At 41.4% G+C, this 22,961-nt stretch carries 14 protein-coding genes; 12 read left to right on the plus strand and 2 right to left on the minus strand.

Annotated elements, in window-relative coordinates; translation table 11 throughout:
- Positions 1-124 precede the first annotated feature (124 nt).
- The 4 genes from IQ10_RS01675 (at position 125) to IQ10_RS01690 (ending at position 6,080) form a co-directional block, all read left to right on the plus strand.
- Positions 125-877 (plus strand): YveK family protein, encoded by a 753-nt coding sequence (locus IQ10_RS01675; protein WP_144448741.1) that lies wholly within the window; start codon positions 125-127, stop codon positions 875-877.
- Complete coding sequence (locus tag IQ10_RS01680) at positions 855-1,568, plus strand: CpsD/CapB family tyrosine-protein kinase (protein ID WP_144448742.1); 714 nt, start codon at positions 855-857, stop codon at positions 1,566-1,568. Before IQ10_RS01675 ends, IQ10_RS01680 begins: the two co-directional genes overlap by 23 nt.
- A 168-nt stretch (positions 1,569-1,736) precedes the next feature.
- The gene (locus IQ10_RS01685; RefSeq protein WP_144448743.1) at positions 1,737-2,321 is read left to right on the plus strand and encodes a TetR/AcrR family transcriptional regulator; all 585 of its coding nucleotides are present in this window, start codon (positions 1,737-1,739) and stop codon (positions 2,319-2,321) included.
- A gap of 261 nt (positions 2,322-2,582) precedes the next feature.
- Positions 2,583-6,080 carry a S8 family peptidase gene (locus IQ10_RS01690; protein WP_144448744.1) on the plus strand — a complete coding sequence of 1,166 codons (3,498 nt, stop codon included), beginning with the start codon at positions 2,583-2,585 and terminating at the stop codon, positions 6,078-6,080.
- Positions 6,081-6,284: 204 nt separating this feature from the next.
- Here IQ10_RS01690 and IQ10_RS01695 read toward each other — a convergent pair whose 3' ends face one another.
- Complete coding sequence (locus tag IQ10_RS01695; protein WP_144448745.1) at positions 6,285-7,049, minus strand: S-layer homology domain-containing protein; 765 nt, start codon at positions 7,047-7,049, stop codon at positions 6,285-6,287.
- 284 nt (positions 7,050-7,333) lie between these two features.
- Between IQ10_RS01695 and IQ10_RS01700 the strand changes: the two genes are divergently transcribed.
- The 3 genes from IQ10_RS01700 to IQ10_RS01710 all read left to right on the plus strand — a co-directional run bounded on the left by IQ10_RS01700 (position 7,334) and on the right by IQ10_RS01710 (position 13,457).
- On the plus strand, positions 7,334-9,595 hold the full coding sequence (locus tag IQ10_RS01700; RefSeq protein WP_144448746.1) for a phosphodiester glycosidase family protein: 2,262 nt from the start codon (positions 7,334-7,336) through the stop codon (positions 9,593-9,595).
- Positions 9,596-9,736: 141 nt separating this feature from the next.
- Positions 9,737-11,638, plus strand: coding sequence for an S-layer homology domain-containing protein (locus IQ10_RS01705; protein WP_144448747.1), 1,902 nt, complete (start codon positions 9,737-9,739; stop codon positions 11,636-11,638).
- Between the two features lie 76 nt (positions 11,639-11,714).
- Positions 11,715-13,457, plus strand: a complete 1,743-nt coding sequence (locus IQ10_RS01710; RefSeq protein WP_158639961.1) for an N-acetylmuramoyl-L-alanine amidase — start codon at positions 11,715-11,717, stop codon at positions 13,455-13,457.
- Positions 13,458-13,822: 365 nt separating this feature from the next.
- Here the strand turns inward: IQ10_RS01710 and IQ10_RS01715 are convergent, their stop codons facing one another.
- The gene (locus IQ10_RS01715) at positions 13,823-15,352 is read right to left on the minus strand and encodes an S-layer homology domain-containing protein (protein WP_144448749.1); all 1,530 of its coding nucleotides are present in this window, start codon (positions 15,350-15,352) and stop codon (positions 13,823-13,825) included.
- A gap of 393 nt (positions 15,353-15,745) precedes the next feature.
- On the opposite strand from IQ10_RS01715, the gene IQ10_RS01720 reads away from it, so the two are divergent.
- The 5 genes from IQ10_RS01720 to IQ10_RS01740 all read left to right on the plus strand — a co-directional run bounded on the left by IQ10_RS01720 (position 15,746) and on the right by IQ10_RS01740 (position 22,811).
- Entirely contained in the window at positions 15,746-16,486 is a 741-nt protein-coding gene (locus IQ10_RS01720) for a WecB/TagA/CpsF family glycosyltransferase (protein WP_144448750.1), read from the plus strand.
- Positions 16,479-18,059 (plus strand): putative polysaccharide biosynthesis protein, encoded by a 1,581-nt coding sequence (locus IQ10_RS01725; protein WP_144448751.1) that lies wholly within the window; start codon positions 16,479-16,481, stop codon positions 18,057-18,059. Before IQ10_RS01720 ends, IQ10_RS01725 begins: the two co-directional genes overlap by 8 nt.
- A 2-nt stretch (positions 18,060-18,061) precedes the next feature.
- On the plus strand, positions 18,062-20,020 hold the full coding sequence (locus tag IQ10_RS01730) for a DUF5693 family protein (protein WP_144448752.1): 1,959 nt from the start codon (positions 18,062-18,064) through the stop codon (positions 20,018-20,020).
- The gene (gene csaB, locus IQ10_RS01735) at positions 20,017-21,075 is read left to right on the plus strand and encodes a polysaccharide pyruvyl transferase CsaB (RefSeq protein WP_144448753.1); all 1,059 of its coding nucleotides are present in this window, start codon (positions 20,017-20,019) and stop codon (positions 21,073-21,075) included. Before IQ10_RS01730 ends, csaB begins: the two co-directional genes overlap by 4 nt.
- 677 nt (positions 21,076-21,752) lie before the next feature.
- Positions 21,753-22,811, plus strand: a complete 1,059-nt coding sequence (locus IQ10_RS01740) for a glycosyltransferase family 4 protein (protein ID WP_144448754.1) — start codon at positions 21,753-21,755, stop codon at positions 22,809-22,811.
- Positions 22,812-22,961: the final 150 nt, after the last annotated feature.

Here is a 22,961-nt window from a genome sequence, read left to right on the forward strand (position 1 = left end):
GTTGCTATTGGCGTAAAAGTGATACATATTAAAGCTGTTTTAGAAAAATCGACACACTTTGTCAAAAAATGTGATATACTTTCTGTGAAATAATGAAATGGACCATCTTGGAGGATTAAACAGAATGGAAGAAACTATAAGTCTTCGCGAAATTGTCGACACGTTAAAAAAGAGAATCGTTATGATTGTCCTTATTACGTTGCTCGCGGTTGGGGCGAGTGGAGCTGTTAGTTATTTGATGCTAACGCCGATTTATCAGGCTTCCACTCAAATTCTTGTAAGTCAGCAAGCTTCTGGGGCAGCGAGTTCAGCTTTGCAGGCTGTCGGTTTTGATGTGGATTCTAAATACATCGAAACGTACAATGTCATTTTGAAGAGTCCTTATATTTTGGATGAAGTTATTAATGAGCTTAATTTACCTGCTTCGCATCGTCAGTTAAATGGACAATTGAATGTTACGCAAGAGGGTCAATCTCAAGTTGTGACGATTCAGGTACAAGATCCGAGTCCACAGCTGGCAGTTGATATAGCGAATACAACTGCAGCGGTATTTCAACGTGAAATTTCCAATTTGCTTCGAGTTGATAATGTTGTCGTATTAGCAGAAGCAGAGCTATTAGAAAATCCAGCACCTGTTAGCCCGAATCCTGGACTAAATATGGCGATTGCCTTTGTTGTAGGATTAATGACGGCGGTAGGGCTAGCATTCTTACTTGAATACCTTGATCAAACATTGAGAACAGAAGAAGATATTGAGCAGTACTTAGGGCTTCCAGTGATTGGGGCCGTTGCTCAGATGGATGAGAATGATGGACCGGCCAATTCGCGGTCCAAACGGTTAGGACGTGAAGGCAATGACGAAAAATCAGCGAGCTAATCAACGTCAGAGTGAAATAAGGAAAATAGTTAGTCATTTTGCTCCAAAATCACCTATTGCTGAGCAATATCGGACATTACGAACGAATATACAATTATCGACAACGGAAACGGGTTTGCAGACAATTTTGGTTACCTCTGCTGGACCTGGTGAGGGCAAGTCGACAACAGCAGCTAATTTAGCGGTTGTAATCGCGCAGCAGGGGAAACGTGTTCTTCTTGTTGATGGGGATATGAGAAAGCCAACGGTTCATTATACGTTTCAGGTCGAGAACCTTGTTGGACTGACGAATGTTTTGACTGGACAGGTGGAGAGAGAGGCTGCGATTTCTTCGACTAAAGTACCCAATTTGTCGGTGCTCACATGCGGGCCGATTCCACCTAATCCATCTGAATTACTTGGTTCACGTCGGATGAGTCAGCTAATTGAAGAGTTGATGACCGATTATGATTATGTCTTATTTGATACACCACCATTTTTAGCTGTGGCTGATGCGCAGGTTCTTGCTAATCTTTGTGATGGCTCGATTCTCGTTGTCAGTAGTGGTAAAACCGATCGTCAAGGTGCGATCAAGGCAAAGGACCAACTTTTGCAAGCACGAGCAAAGCTGCTTGGCGCTGTATTAAATGGAAAACCAAAGCATGAAAGTCAGTACTATTATTATTATGGTACTTCCAATGAGAAAGAATAAAGTAACGAGCCCTTGCGGTTGCACTAGTAATGCAGCTACAAGGGCTTTTTTGTATTGATGAAGGTTAAGGATAAAGCCTCTACACCAGTAACTTTGTGCTTGTCCTCTTCCTCAAATTATGTCATGCTCAAGTAATATAAGTGAGACGGAAAAGGCGGTTGATGATAAGTGAGTAAGGATGGGAAGCGTGAGCGTATTCTGAATGCGGCGATGGATATTTTTTTAAAAGAGGGGTATGATCGCGCGACGATGAAGGAGATTGCTAAAACGGCTGGGGTTGGCAAAGGGACAACGTATGAGTATTTTCCAAGTAAGGAAGCGTTGTTTTATGATGTGATGCAAAAAGGCTTTCGTTATTTTTTTACGGAGCTGAGTAATGCGATTTCTGGGGAGGGGACGGTCTATGAGAAGATGGTTCGCATGTACGAGCGTCACCACCAGATTTTTCGGACGGAGACGCGTTTTCGCGATTTAATGATGAATGATTTCGGGAAAATATCAGAGGAGCTTCAAGTCTGGCTGATTGAGCAGGAACAAGCTATGATTAATCAACTAGAGGAGATTGTTCATGATGGAATTGAATCAGGAGAGCTACGTCATGTCCATCCGCGAATAGCCGCGAGTACGATGCTTCATAGTTTAAGGGTTGTCTACTTTTATCCATTAAAAGACGGAGAAACACTAGAGAAATTAACAGAAGCACAAATTGATATCTTCTTTGGCGGAGTTCGAAATAATGTTAATAGAATATAAAAAAACAAGTAGAAGCAGGGCGGATGTGTCTTGCTTCTATTTTCTGTCTAAAAGTTGATTAGTACCTAGTTGGACAGGAAAAGAATAAGGCTATTCCTAGGTTGAGAGTATAGGCTCATGAACGTTTTTGCTTGAAAAGGGTGTGTGCGGACTTAAACCTTCTATGAAAAAATAATTCTACCAAAACATTCCTATTTCTATTACAATGAAATTATTAGCAATTATTAGAAATGTAGGAAGGTTATTAAGGGGGTTCACTTGATGAAAAAGTACATACGAATGATTTCAGCTCTCGCCATGTCTGCGCTGCTTGTGGGTACTACTTTTGCTCAGACTGGATATGCTAGCACTGCTAGTACGAGCTTTCAAGAGCAAAGACAAGAGGGATTAAACCGCATCCTTGAACGACTTGAGCTCAAGCCTGAAGGGGAAGGCGTTCAAGCGCAAATGGAGGAACGAAAGCTGAGTGAGGATACACTTGTTGTTCGCTATTCCTCTCCACTATCGACTCAGGCTCATAGTCAGGCAGGAACGACTTTACAAAAGCGTATTTCTTCGCTTGGATATGATGTTGTCAAGATTCAAGGCAACGCGAAGATGGAAGATGTGATTAAGCGTTATGCGTCTATGAGTCAGGTTCGCTCCGTTCAGCCGAGTGTCCCTGTCGAATTATTTAGTCAAAGGGATCCGAAAAGCGCCGATATGTATCATTTAGATACATTGAACATCGAGGAAGCATGGAAGCTTGCTGGTGATCATGAAGTCGTTGTTGGGGTTGTTGATACGGGGTTAGACCGTAATCATCCTGAGTTAAAAAACCAGTTAATTGGTGAATATAATTCGCATGATCCAATGAAACGTCCACTTGCTGATCTTCATGGAACTCACGTATCAGGTATTATTGCGGCTGAAGCAGGAAATGGAATTGGCGGCTATGGCGTGAACCCTGATGCGAAAATACTTTCAATTGATGTATTTAATCGCTATTATGGCTTTGATTATGACATCGCTGAAGGGATTCTTTATGCTGTTGAACAAGAGGTTGATGTGATTAACCTAAGTTTAGGAACTTATTATCCGTCACCTGTGTTAAAGGATGCTGTTGAAAAAGCGATTGACGCAGGGATTGTGGTTGTCGCAGCGGCTGGAAACGAGAACACGGATCAAATGAAGCCATACCCAGCAGGCTTCCCAGGTGTGATTAGTGTAGGGGCTACAAATGATGCCAATGAACGTGCATTTTTCACTAATTACGGTGCTGTCATTGATGTTGTTGCGCCTGGTGAAGATGTATATGGTCCTGCTTTTGATGTAGATAAGCACTCTACATTTGATAAGCTGTCAGGTACGTCGATGTCGAGTCCAATCGTGGCAGGGGTGGCATCCCTTCTTTTATCCAAGCATCCAGACTTAACGCCTTATCAAGTGAAATATATTCTTGAACAAACGGCACAGGATATTGGTGAGGCTGGCTATGATTTAACATATGGCTATGGAATGATCGATCCAGTGGCTGCTCTTCAATTTGATGTGACATCGATTCCTACAGAGCCAGCGATGCAAGAGGCTCAAGTGACGTTACAGGATGAGAATAAAGTTGTGTTAAATGGTCACTTTGATGCGCCTAAAAAAGAGTATCGATACCAGATGGCAGTCGAAGAAGGTGATCTGGTTCAATTTGTGTTAGAAGGAACAGACCTCTATGATCTCGCTTTTACTATTCAAGAAAGCTCAGCTAGAGGTGATGCTGATCCGATTGAAGTAGATGAAACCGTAGCGGGTGGAACAGAAGCAAGATTGTATGAAGCAGAGCGTGCAGGAACGCTAACGGTAACAGTGAAGGATGCAAATGGGAAGTACAGTCAAGATGGTACGCACCAATTTGAATTCACGGCTGAAAAAGCAACTGAATATAAGGAAGATGGGTTGTCTGCAACAGATCCATTGGAGCTGAAATCCCTTCCGTACTCTTCTGCAAGCGAAGGGGATGGTCCGCTTTATTTAGCTGGTGAAGATGGAGATCGTGATTTCTTCCGATTTACGTCTGAAGAAGGAGAAATGGTCCAAGTTGATGTATCAGGTGTACCTGGTGTTGAAGTAGGAATTCGTGTTTATATGGCCGAAGAATTCGATATGTATTACGGAGACGATAGTCCGTTCGATGAAGAAATGCTCGACGAAGGTATGGGGCCTTACCCAATGTATACGGATCAAATGTATGGAGTGGGCGAGGATAAGACCCTTACATTTGAGACTTTCCCTGAAATGGAATATGTCATCGAAGTAACGAGTCTTCCACTATACTTTAATGATCCATTTTTTATGATGTTCATGGGAATGGAAGAGACATTACAAGAGCCACAATATTCGTCGCACCTTCCTTATACGATTGAAGTGAAGGGTGAGGTGTTACCGCCAGATGAAGATGGATTTCCAATGATGGGTGGGATGACTTGGACGGAAGAAGTGATTGTTGAGGAAGAGTTCATTGAGCAATATCATCAATCGAAAGAGCAACAAAAAGAAATGATCCTTGATTGGTTACTTGGAGGGTTCATATGGTTCCCAGATGAGAGCTATATTGAAGAAATTATAAATGCAGCTCTTCCGATTTCGTTAGAAGAAGCGGCGAATGGTTATTTCCAAACAGGTTATGATCAAGACGTGTTTACCTTTACGCCTGAAGCAAATGGGCTTTATGAATTAAGCTGGAATAAGACAGAAACGCTTCAACCAGTTGTCGAAGTACTTCGTGTTGATGAAGAGGAAGAGAAGACGCAATTAACTCATATTGCGTATAGTAATATGCTTGGTATCTTTGACTCATCAGTGAAAGAGCCTCCGACTAATGTTCATGTCGGTCTTGAAGAAGGCGAAACATATATCTTCATTATGACCAATCAATTTGGTTATGGGCAAGCGTCTCTTGATCAATATGAGCTTGAATTAGAATTAGTAAAAGAGAATGTTCAGGATTCTTATTGGAAGAACAATGATTATGAATACGCGAAGCCTGTGCCTAATTATACGATTAATGGAAATATGGCTATGACAGGAAGTCCAGCTATGTTCTATTATGAAGCGGAGCAGGACGAATTAGTTGGTCTACATTTTGCAAGCTTAAAAGCAACAGCTGCTCAAAAGCAAGGGCTGCCTGATGAATTATTTAAACAAATTCTTCCGTTTGCCATTGTTGTAGAAGATACAAATGGCGATGGTGAATTATCAGATCGTGAAAAAGAAAATGTAACAGCCTTTTTACCGATGTACATTACAGATACGGAAATAAAAGGATCGTTCCAAGCAAAAAAGGATGCTGGTTATTTTGTGATTATCACAAATGACTCCTTCTACAATGGTGTGCAAACGACGTTGGCTCCTTATCAATTAACGGTTTCTAGTATTGATAGTAGTCGTGCTGAGGATAGCCCGTTTTACGGGCGAGGAAGTGGAAAATGGGAGACAGCTGGCTTCTTACCAGTAGCTGCAGAAGCAGGGAAAACGGAGACAAAGCATAGCTTAAATGTCCAAGAGGCTGGAACGTATGATATCACGCTTACATTACCAGAGGATGTAGACGGGGTTCTTACTGTCTACAATGAAAAAGGGAATGTAGTAACAAAGGTTGATCATTATGGTCAAGGTGATAGTGAGATGATGTCTCTTAATTTGAAAGTAGGAAAATACACAATTGGTGTTCAAGATGCAAATGGAAATTCTAGCTTGCATGCCTATCGTGTAAAAGTAGTGAAGCGATAATGCGATGAGAGAAAGAGCGGTGGCCAGAGGGTCATCGCTTTTTTGTGGGGTGGGGTATGGATGTTTTTATTGAAGCTGGAAATTCGTTGATAAATCCAAAATTTCGTTGATAAAATGACCCATCAGGTGTAAGAAGGTCCAGGTGAGACATGAGATAGCAAGGAAAAAGCTCTTGAGAGAATCCTCTCAACAGCTTTTCTGCTTTTATTTAAAACGATCATCAAGTGAGCGTGCTAGGAAAGCAGCAAACTCTGCACGTGATGTATTAGCCAGAGGACGATATGCTCCACCTGCTTGTGATGTAATCCCATTCGCTGCAAGCACGTTTACTGACTCATAAGCCCAGTGTGAACGATTAAGATCGCTAAATGAAAAAAAGCGAGTTGGACTAGCGTAGTTGAATGCTCTGTCCAAAATGGCACTTACCTCAGCGCGGGACATTGTGTCATTTGGACGAATGTCTCCATTATAGCCTGTTAAAATACCTTGTTCTTCAAGAGCGCGTAATGAATCAAAAGCCCAGTGTGTTCTTTTGACGTCGGAAGCTTTCAGTTGGTAGTTCGTTGATGCCGTTAATTGTAAGGCATTTGCAACCATTGTAGCGGCTTCTGCACGTGAAATCGAATCAGTTGGTGCAAATTGTCCTTCACTTTTTCCATTAATTAAACCTTGAAGGTACAGATATTCAATTGCGGCAAAGGCAAAATGATCTTTAGGAACATCAGCAAAGCTCGGTACTACCTCTTCTTCCTCTACGATCTCATCCTCAGCTTCTTCGTCAATGACTTCCTCGACCTCTTCGTCAGTTTCCTCTCCGATCGGTACTTCCTCCGTTACTTCTTTTTCAGAGAACTCTTCTGAAATCGGTTGAGCGTCAATTGTCTCTTCAGCGGATACAGCGGATACGAGTAAGAGACTGGCAAAAGTAGTTGATAGAACAGCGTATGGAATTCGTTTTTGGAACTTCATAAGAACCTCCTGATATGTAAATTTTAACAGTATTCACTAACTCTTAATATACTAGATTTTACTAAATATGAATAGTATTTTCTAATTAGCATAAAATTTTTTGCATTACTGAGTAAAAAGTATCAATTCTCTTGAAAGCTCTCAAAGTTTGACAATCTACCTTTTCATTAGTTAGGAAATCTTGTAAGATTGTAGTCGTATATGTAGGAGTTTCTCAAGAATGTGGGAAACCTTCAATTACAGAGGAAGTCAATGGTACTAAGACTTAGTTTGGAGTGAATCGTTTGAATAGTATAAAAAGGAAATTAGTAGCTTGTACGATGGGGATTGTCTTAGTGGCAACACCTCTCCATGTGGATGCCTATAGTGGATTTGGAACAAAACAGTCGTCAACAAAAGAAGAATTAGCAAGTGGTGTTTCCTTGATTCGTGAGCATTACATAAACGGAATTACGCCAAGAGCTGTCCAAGTACTAGATGTTGTTTATCGTAATCCAGCTGTCGATCTCGAACTCTATCAACTTTCACCTCTTGGTCGTGTTCTGCCGACATCACAGCATGCAATTGCGAACACATCAGAAGGTCATTATGTCGTTGGGGCAGTAAATGCTTCTTTTTATAATTTGGCTAACGGAATACCCGTTAATATGCTTGTGAAAAACAATGAAATTATTAACTACGGGATCCTATCAAATGATGATGGTCCAGTAAATGCTCCGTTTGCATTTGGGGTGAACCGAAATGGTGCACTAACAATTGCTGATTATGAACCGTCGATGAGTTTTCAACATAAGGGAAGGTCGATTCCGCTAACAGCAGTAAATAGTGAAAGAAGAAGTGGTGAGGCTGTTCTCTATACAGGAGGACATTTATCGACTACAACTGGAGCAAGTCCTTATGCAACTGAAATTGTCGTGACAAATACGAACAAGAGTGCAAAGAAATTTTCTTTTAGCGATCGTATTGTTGGAACAGTATCGGAAATTCGTCGATTAGGCGAAGGAGCGAATGCGACCATTCCAGCGGATGGCTTTGTTATTTCAGCTAACGGTGGTGCATTAGCTGAGTCGTTAGCAGGAGTTGCTGTGGGTGATGAGATTGTGGTGGAAGCGACGATCAATGACACATGGAAAGATGCTGAATTTATGATGGCAACGGGACCGACCTTGCTACGCAATGGTCAAGTTTCTATTTCAATGAATGAAACGGGATCGTTTGCGACATCTAGACATCCTCGTTCTGCGGTAGGGATTTCAAGCGATGGTACGAGATTATTTCTTGTCACAATTGATGGCAGACAATCCGGTTACAGTCAAGGAGCGACAATGCGTGAGTTAGCGGAGTATATGCGTTCAATCGGCGCTTATCAAGCGATTAATTTAGATGGTGGAGGTTCCACGACAATGGTAGCGAGATTGCCATCTTTTGAGCAGGCAACTGTTGTCAACCGTCCATCTGATAATCGCGAGCGTTCTGTACCAAATACATTGCAGGTCATTTCCACAGAAGGGCCGAAGCAAGTAACAGAGCCGAAGCTAACGATTGATACGCTTGATCAAATTTCTGCTTGGCAAGCAAGTAGTGCTCGTGCTGAAGCGTCGATTGCTGCAACAAATCAATATGAGCCAGTACGCGTTGGCGCACGTGCGCTGAAATTAAATTATGATTATACAAAAGGTGAAAGTGGCATTTCTGCGGCTTATGTGAAGGCGAAAACGGCTATTTCGCTTAAAGGAAGACCTGTAGAGCTTGGTATGTGGGCATTTGGTGACGGGGCTGAACACTGGCTTCGTGGAACGATCATCGATGGTGCTGGTCAAAGACATACGATTAACTTCACAGCGGAAAATCAGTTCAACTGGTCAGGCTGGCGTTATGTAAGGGCTGACGTGCCAGGGAATGTCACGCAACCAATCAAGCTAGAGCAAGTATATATCGCTCAAGCGAATACGGCTAAGCAAGGAAAAGGCGCAGTATACTTCGATCAGCTCGAAGCAATCTACCAATCTTCTTATCAAGTAGAGAGATTTAAAGATGTGACACCTACCTATTGGGCTCGTCAATCGATCCTTGAATTAAATAATCGTAATGTGATCAGTGGATTTAGTGATGGTACATTCCGTCCAGGGGAATCGATTACACGTGAACAAACAGCTGTGATGATTGCACGAGCATTGAATCTTTTTGCAGGTACTCATAAGCCATCGTTTAACGACGTTGCTAGTAGTTCCTTCTACTATGATGCGATTGCGGCCGTCGACCAAGCAGGTATTATGAGCGGGAAGACAGCAAGAAGCTTCAACCCGAAGGACACATTAACACGTGCTGAAATGGCTGTTATTCTGCAGCGTGCTTATGACATTCGTAGCTCGTCATCCCAGCCGTTTCCTGATGTTGATCGTTCGCACTGGGCTTTTGGAGCAATTGATGCTATGAAAGCAAGAAATATTGCAGCAGGTCAACCAAGCGGAGGATATGGTCCATCACTACCAACGACTAGAGCGGAATTCTCTGTATTCTTAGATCGTGTTAGTAAGATGAATTAACTTGTTCTTTTCTTCTATTAATCTGGTTAACAGAAAGATAGGATGAAAGAAATGAGAAGAACGTAAAATGAAGAAAGCCTCAGATCTCACAAGTAGGAAAGAGTAGACGGGATTTGAGGCTTAAGAAAGGGGCTTTTTTTCTTGAAACATCTTCTTATTCTGCTTCTTGTGGCGAGTGCGGTCCTTTTTCCGCTTCAATCGAACAAAGCAGCTGCGAATACAGATGATTTAACAGGACATTCACTTGAGGGAGAAATGCGTGAGGCTGTTAAGCGAGGCATTCTTGGTGGATATGGTCCAGGACGTTATGGTCCTAATGATAAGGTAACACGAGCTCAATTTGCGACATTTCTATCACGCGCACTAGAATTGCCTCCAGGAGAAGCATCATTTAATGATGTTCCAGTCACGCACCCATTGGCTACAGGGATTGGAAGAGCATCAGCAGCTGGTATTGTTGGTGGTTATCCTGGGAATGTTTTCAAACCATCAGAGTATATTTCTCGTGAGCAAATGGCGGTCATGATTGATCGTGCCCTTGCTTATAAGGGTGTCAATCGTACACCTATCATCCTGACTTTTACAGATACAGAGCGGATTCATCCATCTTTCCGTAATGCTGTTGCAAACAATGTCTACCTTGGGATTATTGGTGGGATGCCAAACGGAAACCAAACGTTTCGCTTTGGACCGAAGGATGATGCAACACGAGCTCATGGTGCAGCCTTTATTATTCGCATGTTGAAAGCGGCTGAATCAGGTGCGGGTAGAACGGATCTTTATCATGTGGGCACAATTGATGCAAGTGGACAAATTCGTTTGCAGCCACAACCGTATATGAGCTTTCGTGACGCCAATCAATCAGGTGCAGAAGTGATTATCCAAGGTGAAGATGTATTGAAAATGAACAGTGGAGCAGTCGTTGCGACTCCATCAACAGGTCAATCAACGACAAGAATATTCGCTTCTAACAAGCAAACGCAGTTAACCTACGTGATGGCAGGGGCTGAATTAAGGTATCTGAATGCTGATGAGAATTGGATTGAAGTTCGCTATGCCGATGGTACTGGATTTGTTAGTCAAAAGGATGCGAAGCTGATTCCGACCGCCCTTGAACAAGGGAGATCGTATTACCAGCCTGTAAATGGTGTTCTTAGACATTACGTGTACAATCCGTTGACGAATTCATATGGCATGTATCCGTTCGGTGATGCTCCATCCTTTATGAAGGAAAGTGAGCGCTACTATAGTCTTAACGGACGTGATTTCTACAGTGCATCGGGCCAAAAGGTAGGAGAGGGTTATCAGTACTTTACCTACTTGCCACTACGTACGAAATCGAATTACACAGCAGAAGAATTAAATAGCTATATCCGTTCGGTCACTTCGACTATTAACGGAAAAGTTGTCGCGAATGAAAGTCCATTACGTAATTTAGGACATGTCTTTAAGCGTGCAGAAGAAGAATATGGCATTAACGCTCTTTACTTATTTGCTAAAGCGATTCATGAAAGTAGCTATGGTTTAAGTGAAATTGCCAATCAACGTAAAAATCTATTTGGCTATCAAGCTTATGATCGTGATCCATTAGGCAATGCCAAACCATTTGCTAGTTTTGAAGAATCGATTATGTTTGTGGCCCAAGCCATGAATGAGCGGTATTTAACACCAGAAGGCGTCAACTACCGTGGTGCTGTACTTGGTAACAAGAGTCATGGAATGAACGTAAACTATGCCTCTGATCCTTTATGGGGACAAAAAATAGCTAGTCATATGTATAGAGCTGATACGTTCCTTGGTAAGAAAGATTATGGTTACTATACTATTGCCCGAACGACAGAAGCATTAAACGTCCGTTATCAACCAAATACGCAATTAGCTGCCCAGTATCGTTATCCTAATGCTAATTACTACGTTGCATTACTTGAAGAATCGAAGCAAAACGATGGAACTTGGTATAAAGTCTTCTCAGACGATAAAAATCAAGAGTTTGGCTATGTCCATGGAAACTATGTTGAACGTGTTCCGTTAATGAAGCCTTAATAAAAAGAGAAGGATAGGTGAACAAATTGATTGTGTTTGCCGTCCTTCTTTTCACATGAAAGGAGAGGAAATAGCGATGGGTAAAAGAAGTCGATTATTGTCATTGATGGCTTTTGTATTGGTCTGTGTCCTTTTCTCTGGAACGAGTGTAGAAGCAGCCGCACAGCAAGGAACTGTGACATCCCAAACATTAAATGTCCGGGCTGATGCATCTGCCACAAGTGAGAGATTAGGTTTCCTCCGGTTAGGGGATGTTATCTCGATTGTAAGGACAACGGGAGAATGGCATGAAATTTTGTATCAAGGAAAAAAAGCATATGTACATAAAAATTATGTGAGGGTAGGATCTTCCTCATCCTCTTCAAATGAAATAGCGATTTATGTGAATAATGAAAAGCTCACGCTGCCGATTTCCAATTTACCGTTGGAAAATAACCAGTTGTTGGTTCCGTTTCGGGCGATAGGTGAGGCGCTCGGAATTGACGTTCGGTGGAGAGAGCAAACTCGTCAAGTATGGGCCAAGGATGGCGGGACAGAAATTTTATTTACTCTTAATCAAGAACGAACAGCTGTGAATGATCGTTTCGAAAATGTTAGGCCTGCTCCGCGTATTGCAGGTGCAAGTACAGTGATTCCATTGCGCTTTTTTGCTGAAACATTTGGGGCAGATGTTTCCTGGATCGAAGCGAAAAAGGAAGTTCGGATTAATCGTAGAGCCTCAGCACCTGCACCTGTTATCCCACAGCCTGATAGTAATGTGAAGGGGGCGTATCTTGGTCAGGTAAACCGTGCGGAAACATTAAATGTACGCACAGGACCAAGCACAGATCATTCTTCTTTAGGACGATTAGCAAAAGGAGAGCGGGTACAAGTGCTAGGGTTTTCTGATCGCTGGGCAAAGATTAAATACAATGGGAAAGATGCCTATGTGCATTCCTATTATCTAGATTTGTATTCCGACAACAAGCAATTAAAAATGCTTGGTCAGCCAGCAATAGCAAATGCAGGAAATACGACTTCTATTACCTGGCCAAAACTTGGCGGGACCGTCTCTACGACTCATACGCAATCTGGTAATCAAATAACGATTCAAACAGATGCAAAAGACTTTGAGCGACTTGCTCGTTCAGTGACGGGATTATCAAATATCTCGTATTCAGAAAATAAAACAGGACAAACGATGACATTTACTGTTGCTAGTGATTATCAAGTATCCGTTAGCCATACAGTTGGCGAATTAATTGTGAATGTGAGCCCTAAAGCGACAGGCAAGCCATTATCAGGTAAGAAAATTGTGATTGATCCAGGTCATGGTGGAACCGATCCAGGGGCAGTAGGAAATGGATTAAATGAGAAGGATATCGTGTTAGATGTCAGCTTACGCGCGGAAAAGCTATTACGTGAAGCGGGCGCGCATGTGATTATGACGCGCGATAATGATGTTTACCCAACCCTTACTGATCGAGTAAAGGTAGCAAATGACGTGAGTGCTGATATTTTTATTAGTGTTCATGCGAATGCTGCACAGTCTACTTCAGCAAATGGAACGGAAACATTCTGGAATGCCACATATTCGTCAAAAGAAAGCGAACGCCTTGCGAATGCCATTCATAAGCAAATGATTGCGAAGCTTGGCACTCGCGACCGTGGTGTGAAAGAAGGGAACTTCCAAGTTATCCGCCAATCAAAAATGCCAAGTGTTTTACTCGAGCTAGCATTTATTTCAAATCCATCTGATGCAGAATTAATGAAAAAAGATTCATTCCGCAAGAACTCCGCTCAAGCAATCTATGATGGATTAGTCGATTATTATAAGTAAAAGATAGAAATGAAGCTGCCTCAATCGCGCTAAGTGATGGGGGCAGTTTTTTTTTTGAGAGTTGGTTCGTTCTTAGTTGGACAGGAAAAGAAAAGAATGATGTTTTTTTATCCAAGTTGAGAGCATCGACTCATGAAAGATTTGTGCGGGGAGAGGACACTTGGCTGTTGCAAGGAGGACATAAGTTTTAGCAAAGGGATGAAGTGAAGGTCGAGCTAATAAGGGCAAAATTGGGAGGTTAAGTTCAATAGGATAGTGGAAAGGATATTAGCCAAATGTAGGTATTTATTTTTCCGAAAAGAGGAGTTTATTAGTCGAATTCGCCTGCTTATCGGCTTAGCTATGATCAAAGAAAGTGACCCCAGCTAAGCTGGAGTCACAATTTCATTATTTCCTGTCATGACACGATGCATAAATACAGCAAATTCAGCTCTGGTCACGTCTGAATTAGGTGCATATGTCGTTTGGGTCTTACCTGCAACGATGCGATTACTATATAGAGTATGAACATCGTCCTCATACCATGCTCCTGCTGGCACATCGGTGAATGGGTGATCGATCGTAGGTTCTTCAAATGTATATAGTCTATTTAATAAGACAGCCATTTGCGCTCGTGTTAACTGTTCATTTGGCTGAAACTGGGTTGCTGTTACTCCTGAAAAAATCCCTTCATCTACAGCTGCTGCAATCGCATCGTAATAAGGGTGATTCGTTGGTACATCTTGAAAGTTCGGGTTTGGACGATTGTCCATTGATAGATTTTCTGATCGAACTAGTAGTGTAGCTGCTTGTGCTCGTGTAATCGAATCACTGACACCGTAGTAACCGTTTGGATACCCTTTAATAATCCCTTGCTCGGTTAAAAAATAAATCGCTTCTGCCCCCCAATGGCTTAAGGGCACATCAGGGAATGGTTCGACAATAACTGGTTTTTCTGGTGATTCTACATAATCACTAGCTTCTAGGTAGCTTGACGCGACATAACCACTCGTTCCGTCCCATTTTGTTGCAGGGTACCAAACAAAATGGTTTCTACTTTGTGGATTCGAATCATAAGTAAAATCGCCAGTAATCGTAATGACTTCACCTTCATTTATTGTGCTTAAGCTTTTGCTTGAACTAGTAGGGTTTTCGCGTAGCTGTAAACGGGTTGTCGTTGATTGTACATATTCGTTTGGTTCGAAATAATAGCTACTCTTTGTGAGTGCCTGGTTTGTTTCAACATGCTTTGTCACAAATTGAATTGGTTCGCGAGCTTCAGGGTCATATTGAAAATCGCTCGGCTCAAACGGGATTCTCGCTAACGATAGCAGATGATACTCGTTGATCAGATCAAATACTCTTTCTTGATACGCCTCTGAGTTACGTTCGCCTGAGCTTTGGATGACGGGGCTATTTATCGGCATCGTTCCGTTATAAGCCATCATTGCAAAGTACCAATGCTCGATGATGTTTCGTTCATGATCATTGATTTTTGGCAGGTCCCCTCTAGTAAACATGCTATTAAGAATTTCGACTCCTGCTTGGATATTGTAGACGAGATCATTTTTTAGGCGATTGATATCATAATGTTGATACAAGGTTACTTGCATTAAACCAATCCCACCATCAAAGGATTCAATAGCCTCACCATTTGCATTGAATTGAGCCCAACTTGAATTTTCCATATGAGCAACACCTTTGACAACCTCAGGTGGAATATCGTAGGTAAGGGCCATTTCCGTTAATAAGCAGTTCGTCATTTGATAGGAAGGATTCACACCTGGTCGGGGTTCATACCCACATTTCTCAGCTACATTTTCGGCTGCATAACTTGTCTGGGTTCCTAGGGTGACAAATATTAGTAAACTCATCATGAGGATAGGGATCATTCTAAATTTGAACGTTTGGTACAATTGAGTCTCCTCCTTATTATTTTTCTCTCTTTCTATTAGGCGAATGAAAGGGTAGTAGGATTACAAAAAATTAACATTTTATGAAATCATCTATCTATCAGTCTATCATACTTCTTTTACGTGAAGTCAATGCGTAAAAAGGAGTAGCTTTGGTGAAAATGTTCTGAACGAATCCTCTGTCAAACTTCATTCGTTCCTTGTTGTAAAAAAAAGAATAAGGCTTTTCTAATCTAAGTTCTAAGCATCGGATTATGAAATTTTTAAGGGATAGTGAAGTGCAATTGGAAAAATGAGGCGATTGTGTTGATATCTTAAAAATCAATTCCCATCGTTGTCGATTTTTGATATGATCGGCTATGGTATGAAATATATGAAATGAGTTGGTGATGAACGATGTCAGACCGCAAAGTTTCAGTGCTTGGTGTTGACTTTTTACATACAACAATGGCTGGTATGATTGAACGATTAAAGGCTCATCTTGAGCGAGGAGACAAGACATTTGTTGTAACAGCAAACCCAGAAATTGTCTTGCATGCCCAGGATGACGTGGCGTATCGTTCGTATCTTGAAAAAGCGACGTACGTAACAGCTGATGGGATTGGTGTCGTCAAAGCGGCTGGAATGCTTGGACAACCTCTTCCTGAACGCGTGACAGGCTTTGACATGTTTATGGCGCTGCTTGATATTGCAAATGAACGTAAGTACAGCATCTACTTACTTGGCGCAAAAAATGAAGTTCTTGAAAAAACGATAGCTGAAATCAATAAGCAGTTTCCAAACGTGAGGATTGCTGGTTCCCATCATGGTTTTTTTGATTGGGATTCGACTGAAATAGAAGATGAGATCCACTCACTTCAGCCAGATATGGTCTTTTTAGCGTTAGGGTTTCCACGACAAGAAAAGTGGATTGCTGAGCGCTATGACAAGTTTTCAAAGGGGCTTTTCATGGGGATTGGTGGTAGCTTCGATGTTCTTGCAGGTGAAGTGAAGCGTGCGCCAATATTTTGGCAAAAGATCCATCTTGAATGGTTCTACCGCTTACTAAAGCAGCCGTCGCGTTGGCGGAGAATGCTGGCCCTGCCGATTTTTGCTGGACGAGTGCTGCGGGAGAAACGGAAGCAACGTCATGAGTAAGTCAACCTTTTTAAAGGGAGCAATCTGGCTAACAATCGCTACTTTTTTATCAAAGCTGTTGGGCAGTGCGTTCCGTATTCCACTACAAAATATTGCAGGGGATGAAGTGCTCGGGATATTTAGTGTCGTATACCCTGTATATATGACGATTTTGATTATCACCGTTGCGGGGATTCCTCTTGCGATCTCCAAGTTAATCTCAACAGCAAGAGCAGAGGGTCGGACGGATGATATTTATTTTATTTACCGAACCTCGACGATTCTTGGGATCTTTACGGGGCTTTTGAGTTTCATTCTTATGTTTGTTTTTGCTGAAAAGGTTGCTGGACAGCTTGGGGGATCACTCGTCACTTATTCTGTTATAGTCGTTTCGTTTACACTTATATTTGCCCCTTATATGGCTGTATTTCGAGGTTTTTTCCAAGGATTTGACGATATGATTCCAACCGCTATTTCACAAGTGCTTGAACAATTTGTGCGAGTGATTATTATTTTGGCTGCGGCGGTTTATTTAACAAATCAAGCTTATTCTACTGATATCGTAGCTGGTGGGGTGATGATTGGCTCTGTTGTAGGGGTTATCATCTCATTAATTTACTTACGAATCATTTTTGCTAAACGTAAGCTTCTAGCCCAACGACCGCGTTACAATCTTCAGCAATTTAAAGTTTGGACAAAGAGAATCCTGATTGTCTCCTTACCGATCTGTTTTGGTGCGCTTACGATGGCGCTATTAAACGTTGTGGATTCACTCACGGTTCCGCGTCAGCTTGCAGCTATTGGCAATACAGAACAAGAGCTCACGGCGTTATATGGTATTTACGGACGTGGACAAGCGCTTGTTCAAATTGCGGTTGTCTTTGCGAGTGCGCTCATTCTTCCGCTTATCCCAGCGATTACAAAGGCGCTTGCTGAACGCAAACCTGAGCAGGCAGCCACGATTATTGATAAGGCAACGACATTTACCCATATTACGTCATGGCCAGTTGCTATTGGGTTGGCAGTTGTTACGCTACCAGTTAATTACGTTTTGTTTGGAGATACTTTAGGTAGTGATGTTATTTTTATTTTATCATTAAGTGCTCTCTTCACGTCGTTTTCCGTACTGACGACAGGGGTCTTGCAAGGAGCCAATCGTGAGCGGGCAGCAGCTATCGTTGTTCTTGTATTCTCAATTGTGAAAGTTGTTTTAAATATTATTCTTGTTGGTCAATACGGCATTATGGGCGCAGCGGTTTCAACACTTATTACGTATATTTTGATTACGATCGCTAATATGGTCGTTTTGAACCAAACGATCCCATTCGGATGGGTGAAGCGTGCTCATTTTGTTTTTGCTGGATCGAGCCTTGTGATGGGTAGCGTACTTGTGCTTATTCAATGGCTTTTTGGTACTGAGGGTTGGTCTAGAGGATTAACAAGTATTTACCTCACTTTCTTAATTGGTGTTGGAGCCATTATTTATGGTGGGTTGATTATATTATTAAAAGGAATTGATCGTGACATGCTACAATCACTTCCGTTCGTGTCTAAATTTATAAAACCTGTAAACAAACCTGAAAGGATGTCATAACGTTGTTTAAAAAAGGGCTTTGGGCCGTTGTTATTATTGCACTTCTTGCATCGATACCTTCATTAATCGAGCGCGTTCAAGTTGAACAGGAAAACCCATCTTATGAAGTAGTGTTGCCATATGAACAATTTGTGCAGTGGCCAGAAATGTTAAATGGAAGCTTTACTGCAGAACATGCCTTAGAAGAACTTAAGGAGCATGGCTTAACGTCGATAAGTATTGTACCGATTACGGTATCTGATTTAGTGACGGATGGGATATTTGACCGGATTAAAAAAAATGAAATTGAACATGAGCATCCTGAGGCGGAAGGTGAGCTTCCAGAGATTAATGGACAATTTATTAAAATTTTAGAACCTGGTAGTGAGTATATTACCACTGTTGAAGAGGCATATAACAACCATTATATGATCATGGAGGAAGAAGAGATTCTCCCAAAAAGATTAAAGGTCTCGTTTCATGCTTATGGAGATGACACATACCTGTTTCTTCCATACGAAGTGAATCTAAATACAATGCCAATTGGCTTTGATCATGACGCCCTTCAGCTTATTCGTGATGCAGATTTGAATGTGATTCCTCGTCTACCAAATCGCTTCTCGAACATTCAAAATGAAGATCATTATGTCTATGACATGCTAGACGTGTTAGCGCATGATTTCGATGCGCATACGTTATCGTTTACGGGTACAGATGTGATTGGTGCAGGAGAGCCTGAGCAATTAAAGACATTTGCGCAAAAGATAAACGAGCTCGGCTTTTCGGTTGTGTCAATTGATTTCAATGACCAGCGTGGAATGAATTCACTTCTTAGAGTTGGTGATTTAGAGGAAGATGTCATTCGTCTGTTTAGTATGACGCTTGGCAAAGGAAATGAAAAAGAGTATGAGGCTGAGGTTGAAAAAGGGCTTCGTGGCTACAAGGAACGAAACATTCGTATGATGTATGTGAACCCAGTTGTGAATCACCCATCAGGCCCACAAGCGTACCATCATCCAGGTGAGGCCCTGCAAGGTTATCAATATACGCTTAACATGATCGATTCACTAACAACGAAGCTAGGTAAAGAGTATAACACTCAGGCTGAACCGTTTCGATCTTTTTCACAACCATTTATTGTAACGATTTTAGTTCTTCTCGGAGCTACTGCATTTCTAAGTTTGACAGGCCTTAAGCTTCATCGCTATATTGGAGTGATTGCTGGATTAGGCGGACTTGGTCTTGTTGCTTTAGCGCTAATGAATGTGAGTCTGGCGTGGAGTGGATTAGCCCTTTTAACGGCCATTAGTGGTGCGGTTTATGCAGGCTTATCTGTTGGCGAAATCAAAGGATGGAAGCAGTTAATATTACAATATTTGATTTCTATTGCGATTGGCTTAATAGCTGCATGGCTAGTCATTGCGATAATGTATGGTCCAACATTCTTAGTAAAGGTCGATCAATTTAGAGGGGTTAAAATTCTTGCGGCGTTACCAGTGCTCATTGTTGGTTTCATCTTGTTTGCTTCGTTCTTAAAGAAGCTGATGGTCGAGCCAGTTCGTTATTGGCATTTAGCGATTATGGTGCTGTTGGCAGGGGTGCTCGCATTTTACGTCTGGAGATCAGGCAATGCAGGCCTAGCTCTACCTTATGAGCTTGAGTTCCGTGCTTGGTTAGAGTCAATACTATATGCTCGTCCAAGAACATCGGAGTTTCTCATCGGCTTCCCATTGTTTATGTTAGGTCTATATCTAAGAATGGTTAAACATAAGGCGGCACCTATTTTTATTACATTGGGTATGCTCGGTTTTGCTTCAATGGTTGGGACGTTTACTCATTTGCATACGGCTTTACTGATTTCAATCCTACGAACCGTTTATGCGATTATTCTTGGATTTATCATCGGACTTATGGTGATTGGGGTGTATCGTCTACTTGAACGCTACATCTTTCCTGAAGTGCGAAAGAGGTGGATGCAATGAGACTCGTCTTATCAGGCTACTACGGTTTTAATAATGTTGGAGATGAAGCGATCCTTTATTCGATCATTTCAGCATTGAGAGAAGCCAATTCAGCTGTGCATATCACTGTTTTATCGAATGATCCAGAAAAGACAGCAAAAGAGTATGGTGTAGAAGCTGTGAATCGTTGGAAGCTTAAAGAGGTAGCACGTGTCATTCGCTCAGCTGATGGTGTGATAAGTGGCGGGGGCAGTCTTTTGCAGGACAAGACGGGAAATCGAAGTGTGATCTATTATTCAGGCATTATGTGGATTGCAAAGCTGTTTCGTAAGCCTTATTTTGTTTATGCCCAAGGGATCGGTCCTTTAAGCGGGAGCCGAAATCAGCAGATCGTGAGACGCACTCTTGAAGGAAGTAAATTACTTACTGTTCGCGATCAAGAGTCAAAGGAGCTGCTAGAGCAGATTGGGATTAAAAAGACGGCTGAGCTTGTTCCAGATCCTGTCCTTGGCTTTGTTCTACGAGCAGATGATAAAGGCGAGCGTATTGTATCCTCTCCTTATGTAGCCGTCTCCGTTCGCGATTGGCCAAGTGAAATTGATTATAAAAAGAAACTGGCTAGCAGCTTAGATGAAATTGCGAGAGATGGCTATGCAATTGTCTTTATTCCGATGCACGGTGAGCATGATGCAAAGTCATCAGCTGAAACGGCAGATCTCATGAAGGAGAAGGCTATTATTGCTCCTCATGACGGATCGATTATGCAGAAGGTAAAATGGATTGCTGAAAGTGAGCTACTAATCGGGATGAGGCTACACGCGCTCATTTTTGCTGCTGTTGGTGATACACCGTTTGTGGCACTATCCTATGACCCAAAGATCGATTCGTTTGCGAAGCTTTGCAAGCAGCCTGTCGCGGGTCATGTGAATGTTGAATGGGATGAAAATAAGCTTGTTCAAATGACGAAAGAGCAACTAGCGAACAAAGAAGAGGCAGTTGAGCAGATGCTTATTTATACAAAGGAAGCAAAGCAAAAAGCCAAGCAAACAGCTGTTGATGTGTTAAAACATTTATAATATTAGAGAGTTTGCACGAGTAATGTCACTCGGCAAACTCTTTTTTATTGTGAAGATAGTAAGTGTTTTTTTGATAAGATATGAGCTTTAGTGGGATTTTCGGTCTAGGTTAAGCATTTTTCGGTCTAACTCAAAGGTTTTCTGGTCTAGGTTAAGCATTTTTCGGTCTAACTCAAAGGTTTTTCGGTCTAGGTTAAGCATTTTTCGGTCTAACTCAAAGGTCTTTCGGTCTAGGTTAAGCATTTATCAGTCTATCAACAATTATCACCAATATTCGACATGTTCAGTTAACATCAAGACAAGTATTATTTTAAGCGCAAAGAAAAAGTTTATGATTCATTATGAGTATGTTTGTAAAATTTCAAGGAACTGATTATAAACGAGTTTGTTCGGGTAAAAACAAAGAGAATCACATCAGATAGATAGTTTCATCTGTTTCAATGCTCAAACCCTCGCGTTGACATGGGTTTTTCTAACTTATGTGAAATTGCGGAATGGGTAGGGTTTGTTTAAAAATGGCTGTTCGTGTTTTAAACAATGTGCTATAATCCGTAAATGTAGTAGATTAAAAGATTATTGAATCTTAATTATTTGAAAGAATATTCCGAATTTGCTCGAAAAAGATAGTAAATAAAAAGAAGTATTTGTGGAAAAGGTATGAATTAAGGAGGGTCATCATGCTCGCTTTGGCTTTAGTTATTTGCTTCATTGTTACAGTTTTGATTACTCCATTAGTGAAGCGTTTTGCAATTAAAATTGGTGCCACAGACAAGCCCAATCATCGTAAAGTCCATCAAAAGGTTATGGCAAGGCTTGGTGGGTTAGCTATTTATATTGGATTTTTAGTCGGATTTATTATTTTACAACCTGATAGTGGATATACAGTTCCGATTTTAATCGGTAGCTTTATTATCATCGTAACTGGTTTTCTTGATGATATGATTGAGCTTTCAGCAAAGTGGAAGCTATTTGGTCAACTAGCAGCAGCTGCTGTAGTTATCTATGGTGGCGTTCGCGTTGAGCTTATTAATTTGCCGTTGTTCGAGGATCAGTTTTACCTTGGCTGGTTAAGTATTCCGTTAACACTTTTATGGATTATTGGAGTAACGAACGCGATTAATTTAATTGACGGTCTTGACGGTCTTGCTGCAGGTGTTTCGTCGATTGTTTTACTGACGATTTCAGGACTTGCGATTATGGACGGAAATATCTTTGTTGCTTCATTTGGGATGATTCTATTAGGTAGTACGCTTGGATTTCTTGTTCATAACTTTAATCCTGCGAAAATATTTATGGGTGATACGGGGGCGTTGTTCCTCGGATTTATGATCTCAGTTATTTCATTACTTGGATTTAAGAATGTTACTGCTTTTTCGTTATTAATTCCAATTATTATTTTAGCGATTCCAATCTCAGATACGCTATTTGCGATTGTTCGTCGTTTGGTGCAAAAGAAACCTTTATCTGCACCTGACAAATCACACTTGCATCATTGTCTACTACGTTTAGGTCTTTCGCATAAGCAAACGGTTCTTGCCATTTACGCGATGACAGCATTCTTTGGTCTAGCAGCCGTTATGCTAACAATGTCGACACTATGGATTTCGCTTGCAATTATCTTTTTTATCCTCATTGCAATTGAATTGCTTGTTGAGCGTGTAGGACTTATTAGCGCTGAGTATCGACCAATGATGAACTTTTTCCGTCGCCTTGCCAATGTAAGACGGCCTCTATAACGAAAAAATGAGTAAGTGACTAGCCTTAAAAGTAAGAGGCTAGTCACTTTTTTGTTTGTCTTGCTTTTGTCAGGTTGTCAGCAACTTTAAAAGGATTTCGTTAGTATGAATCATTTCTTGATCGATTATTCTAAACGAAAAAAGCCGATT

The organism is Halalkalibacter nanhaiisediminis, assembly GCF_007830185.1.
Classification (GTDB): domain Bacteria; phylum Bacillota; class Bacilli; order Bacillales; family Bacillaceae_D; genus Halalkalibacter; species Halalkalibacter nanhaiisediminis.

Excerpts from the sequence above, each read along its gene's own strand:
- IQ10_RS01720 (WP_144448750.1), top strand. The coding sequence starts at position 15,746 with ATGTCAGACCGCAAAGTTTCAGTGCTTGGTGTTGACTTTTTACATACA.
- IQ10_RS01695 (WP_144448745.1), bottom strand. The coding sequence starts at position 7,049 with ATGAAGTTCCAAAAACGAATTCCATACGCTGTTCTATCAACTACTTTT.
- IQ10_RS01725 (WP_144448751.1), top strand. The coding sequence starts at position 16,479 with ATGAGTAAGTCAACCTTTTTAAAGGGAGCAATCTGGCTAACAATCGCT.
- IQ10_RS01690 (WP_144448744.1), top strand. The coding sequence starts at position 2,583 with ATGAAAAAGTACATACGAATGATTTCAGCTCTCGCCATGTCTGCGCTG.
- csaB (WP_144448753.1), top strand. The coding sequence starts at position 20,017 with ATGAGACTCGTCTTATCAGGCTACTACGGTTTTAATAATGTTGGAGAT.
- IQ10_RS01680 (WP_144448742.1), top strand. The coding sequence starts at position 855 with ATGACGAAAAATCAGCGAGCTAATCAACGTCAGAGTGAAATAAGGAAA.
- IQ10_RS01710 (WP_158639961.1), top strand. The coding sequence starts at position 11,715 with ATGGGTAAAAGAAGTCGATTATTGTCATTGATGGCTTTTGTATTGGTC.
- IQ10_RS01675 (WP_144448741.1), top strand. The coding sequence starts at position 125 with ATGGAAGAAACTATAAGTCTTCGCGAAATTGTCGACACGTTAAAAAAG.
- IQ10_RS01740 (WP_144448754.1), top strand. The coding sequence starts at position 21,753 with ATGCTCGCTTTGGCTTTAGTTATTTGCTTCATTGTTACAGTTTTGATT.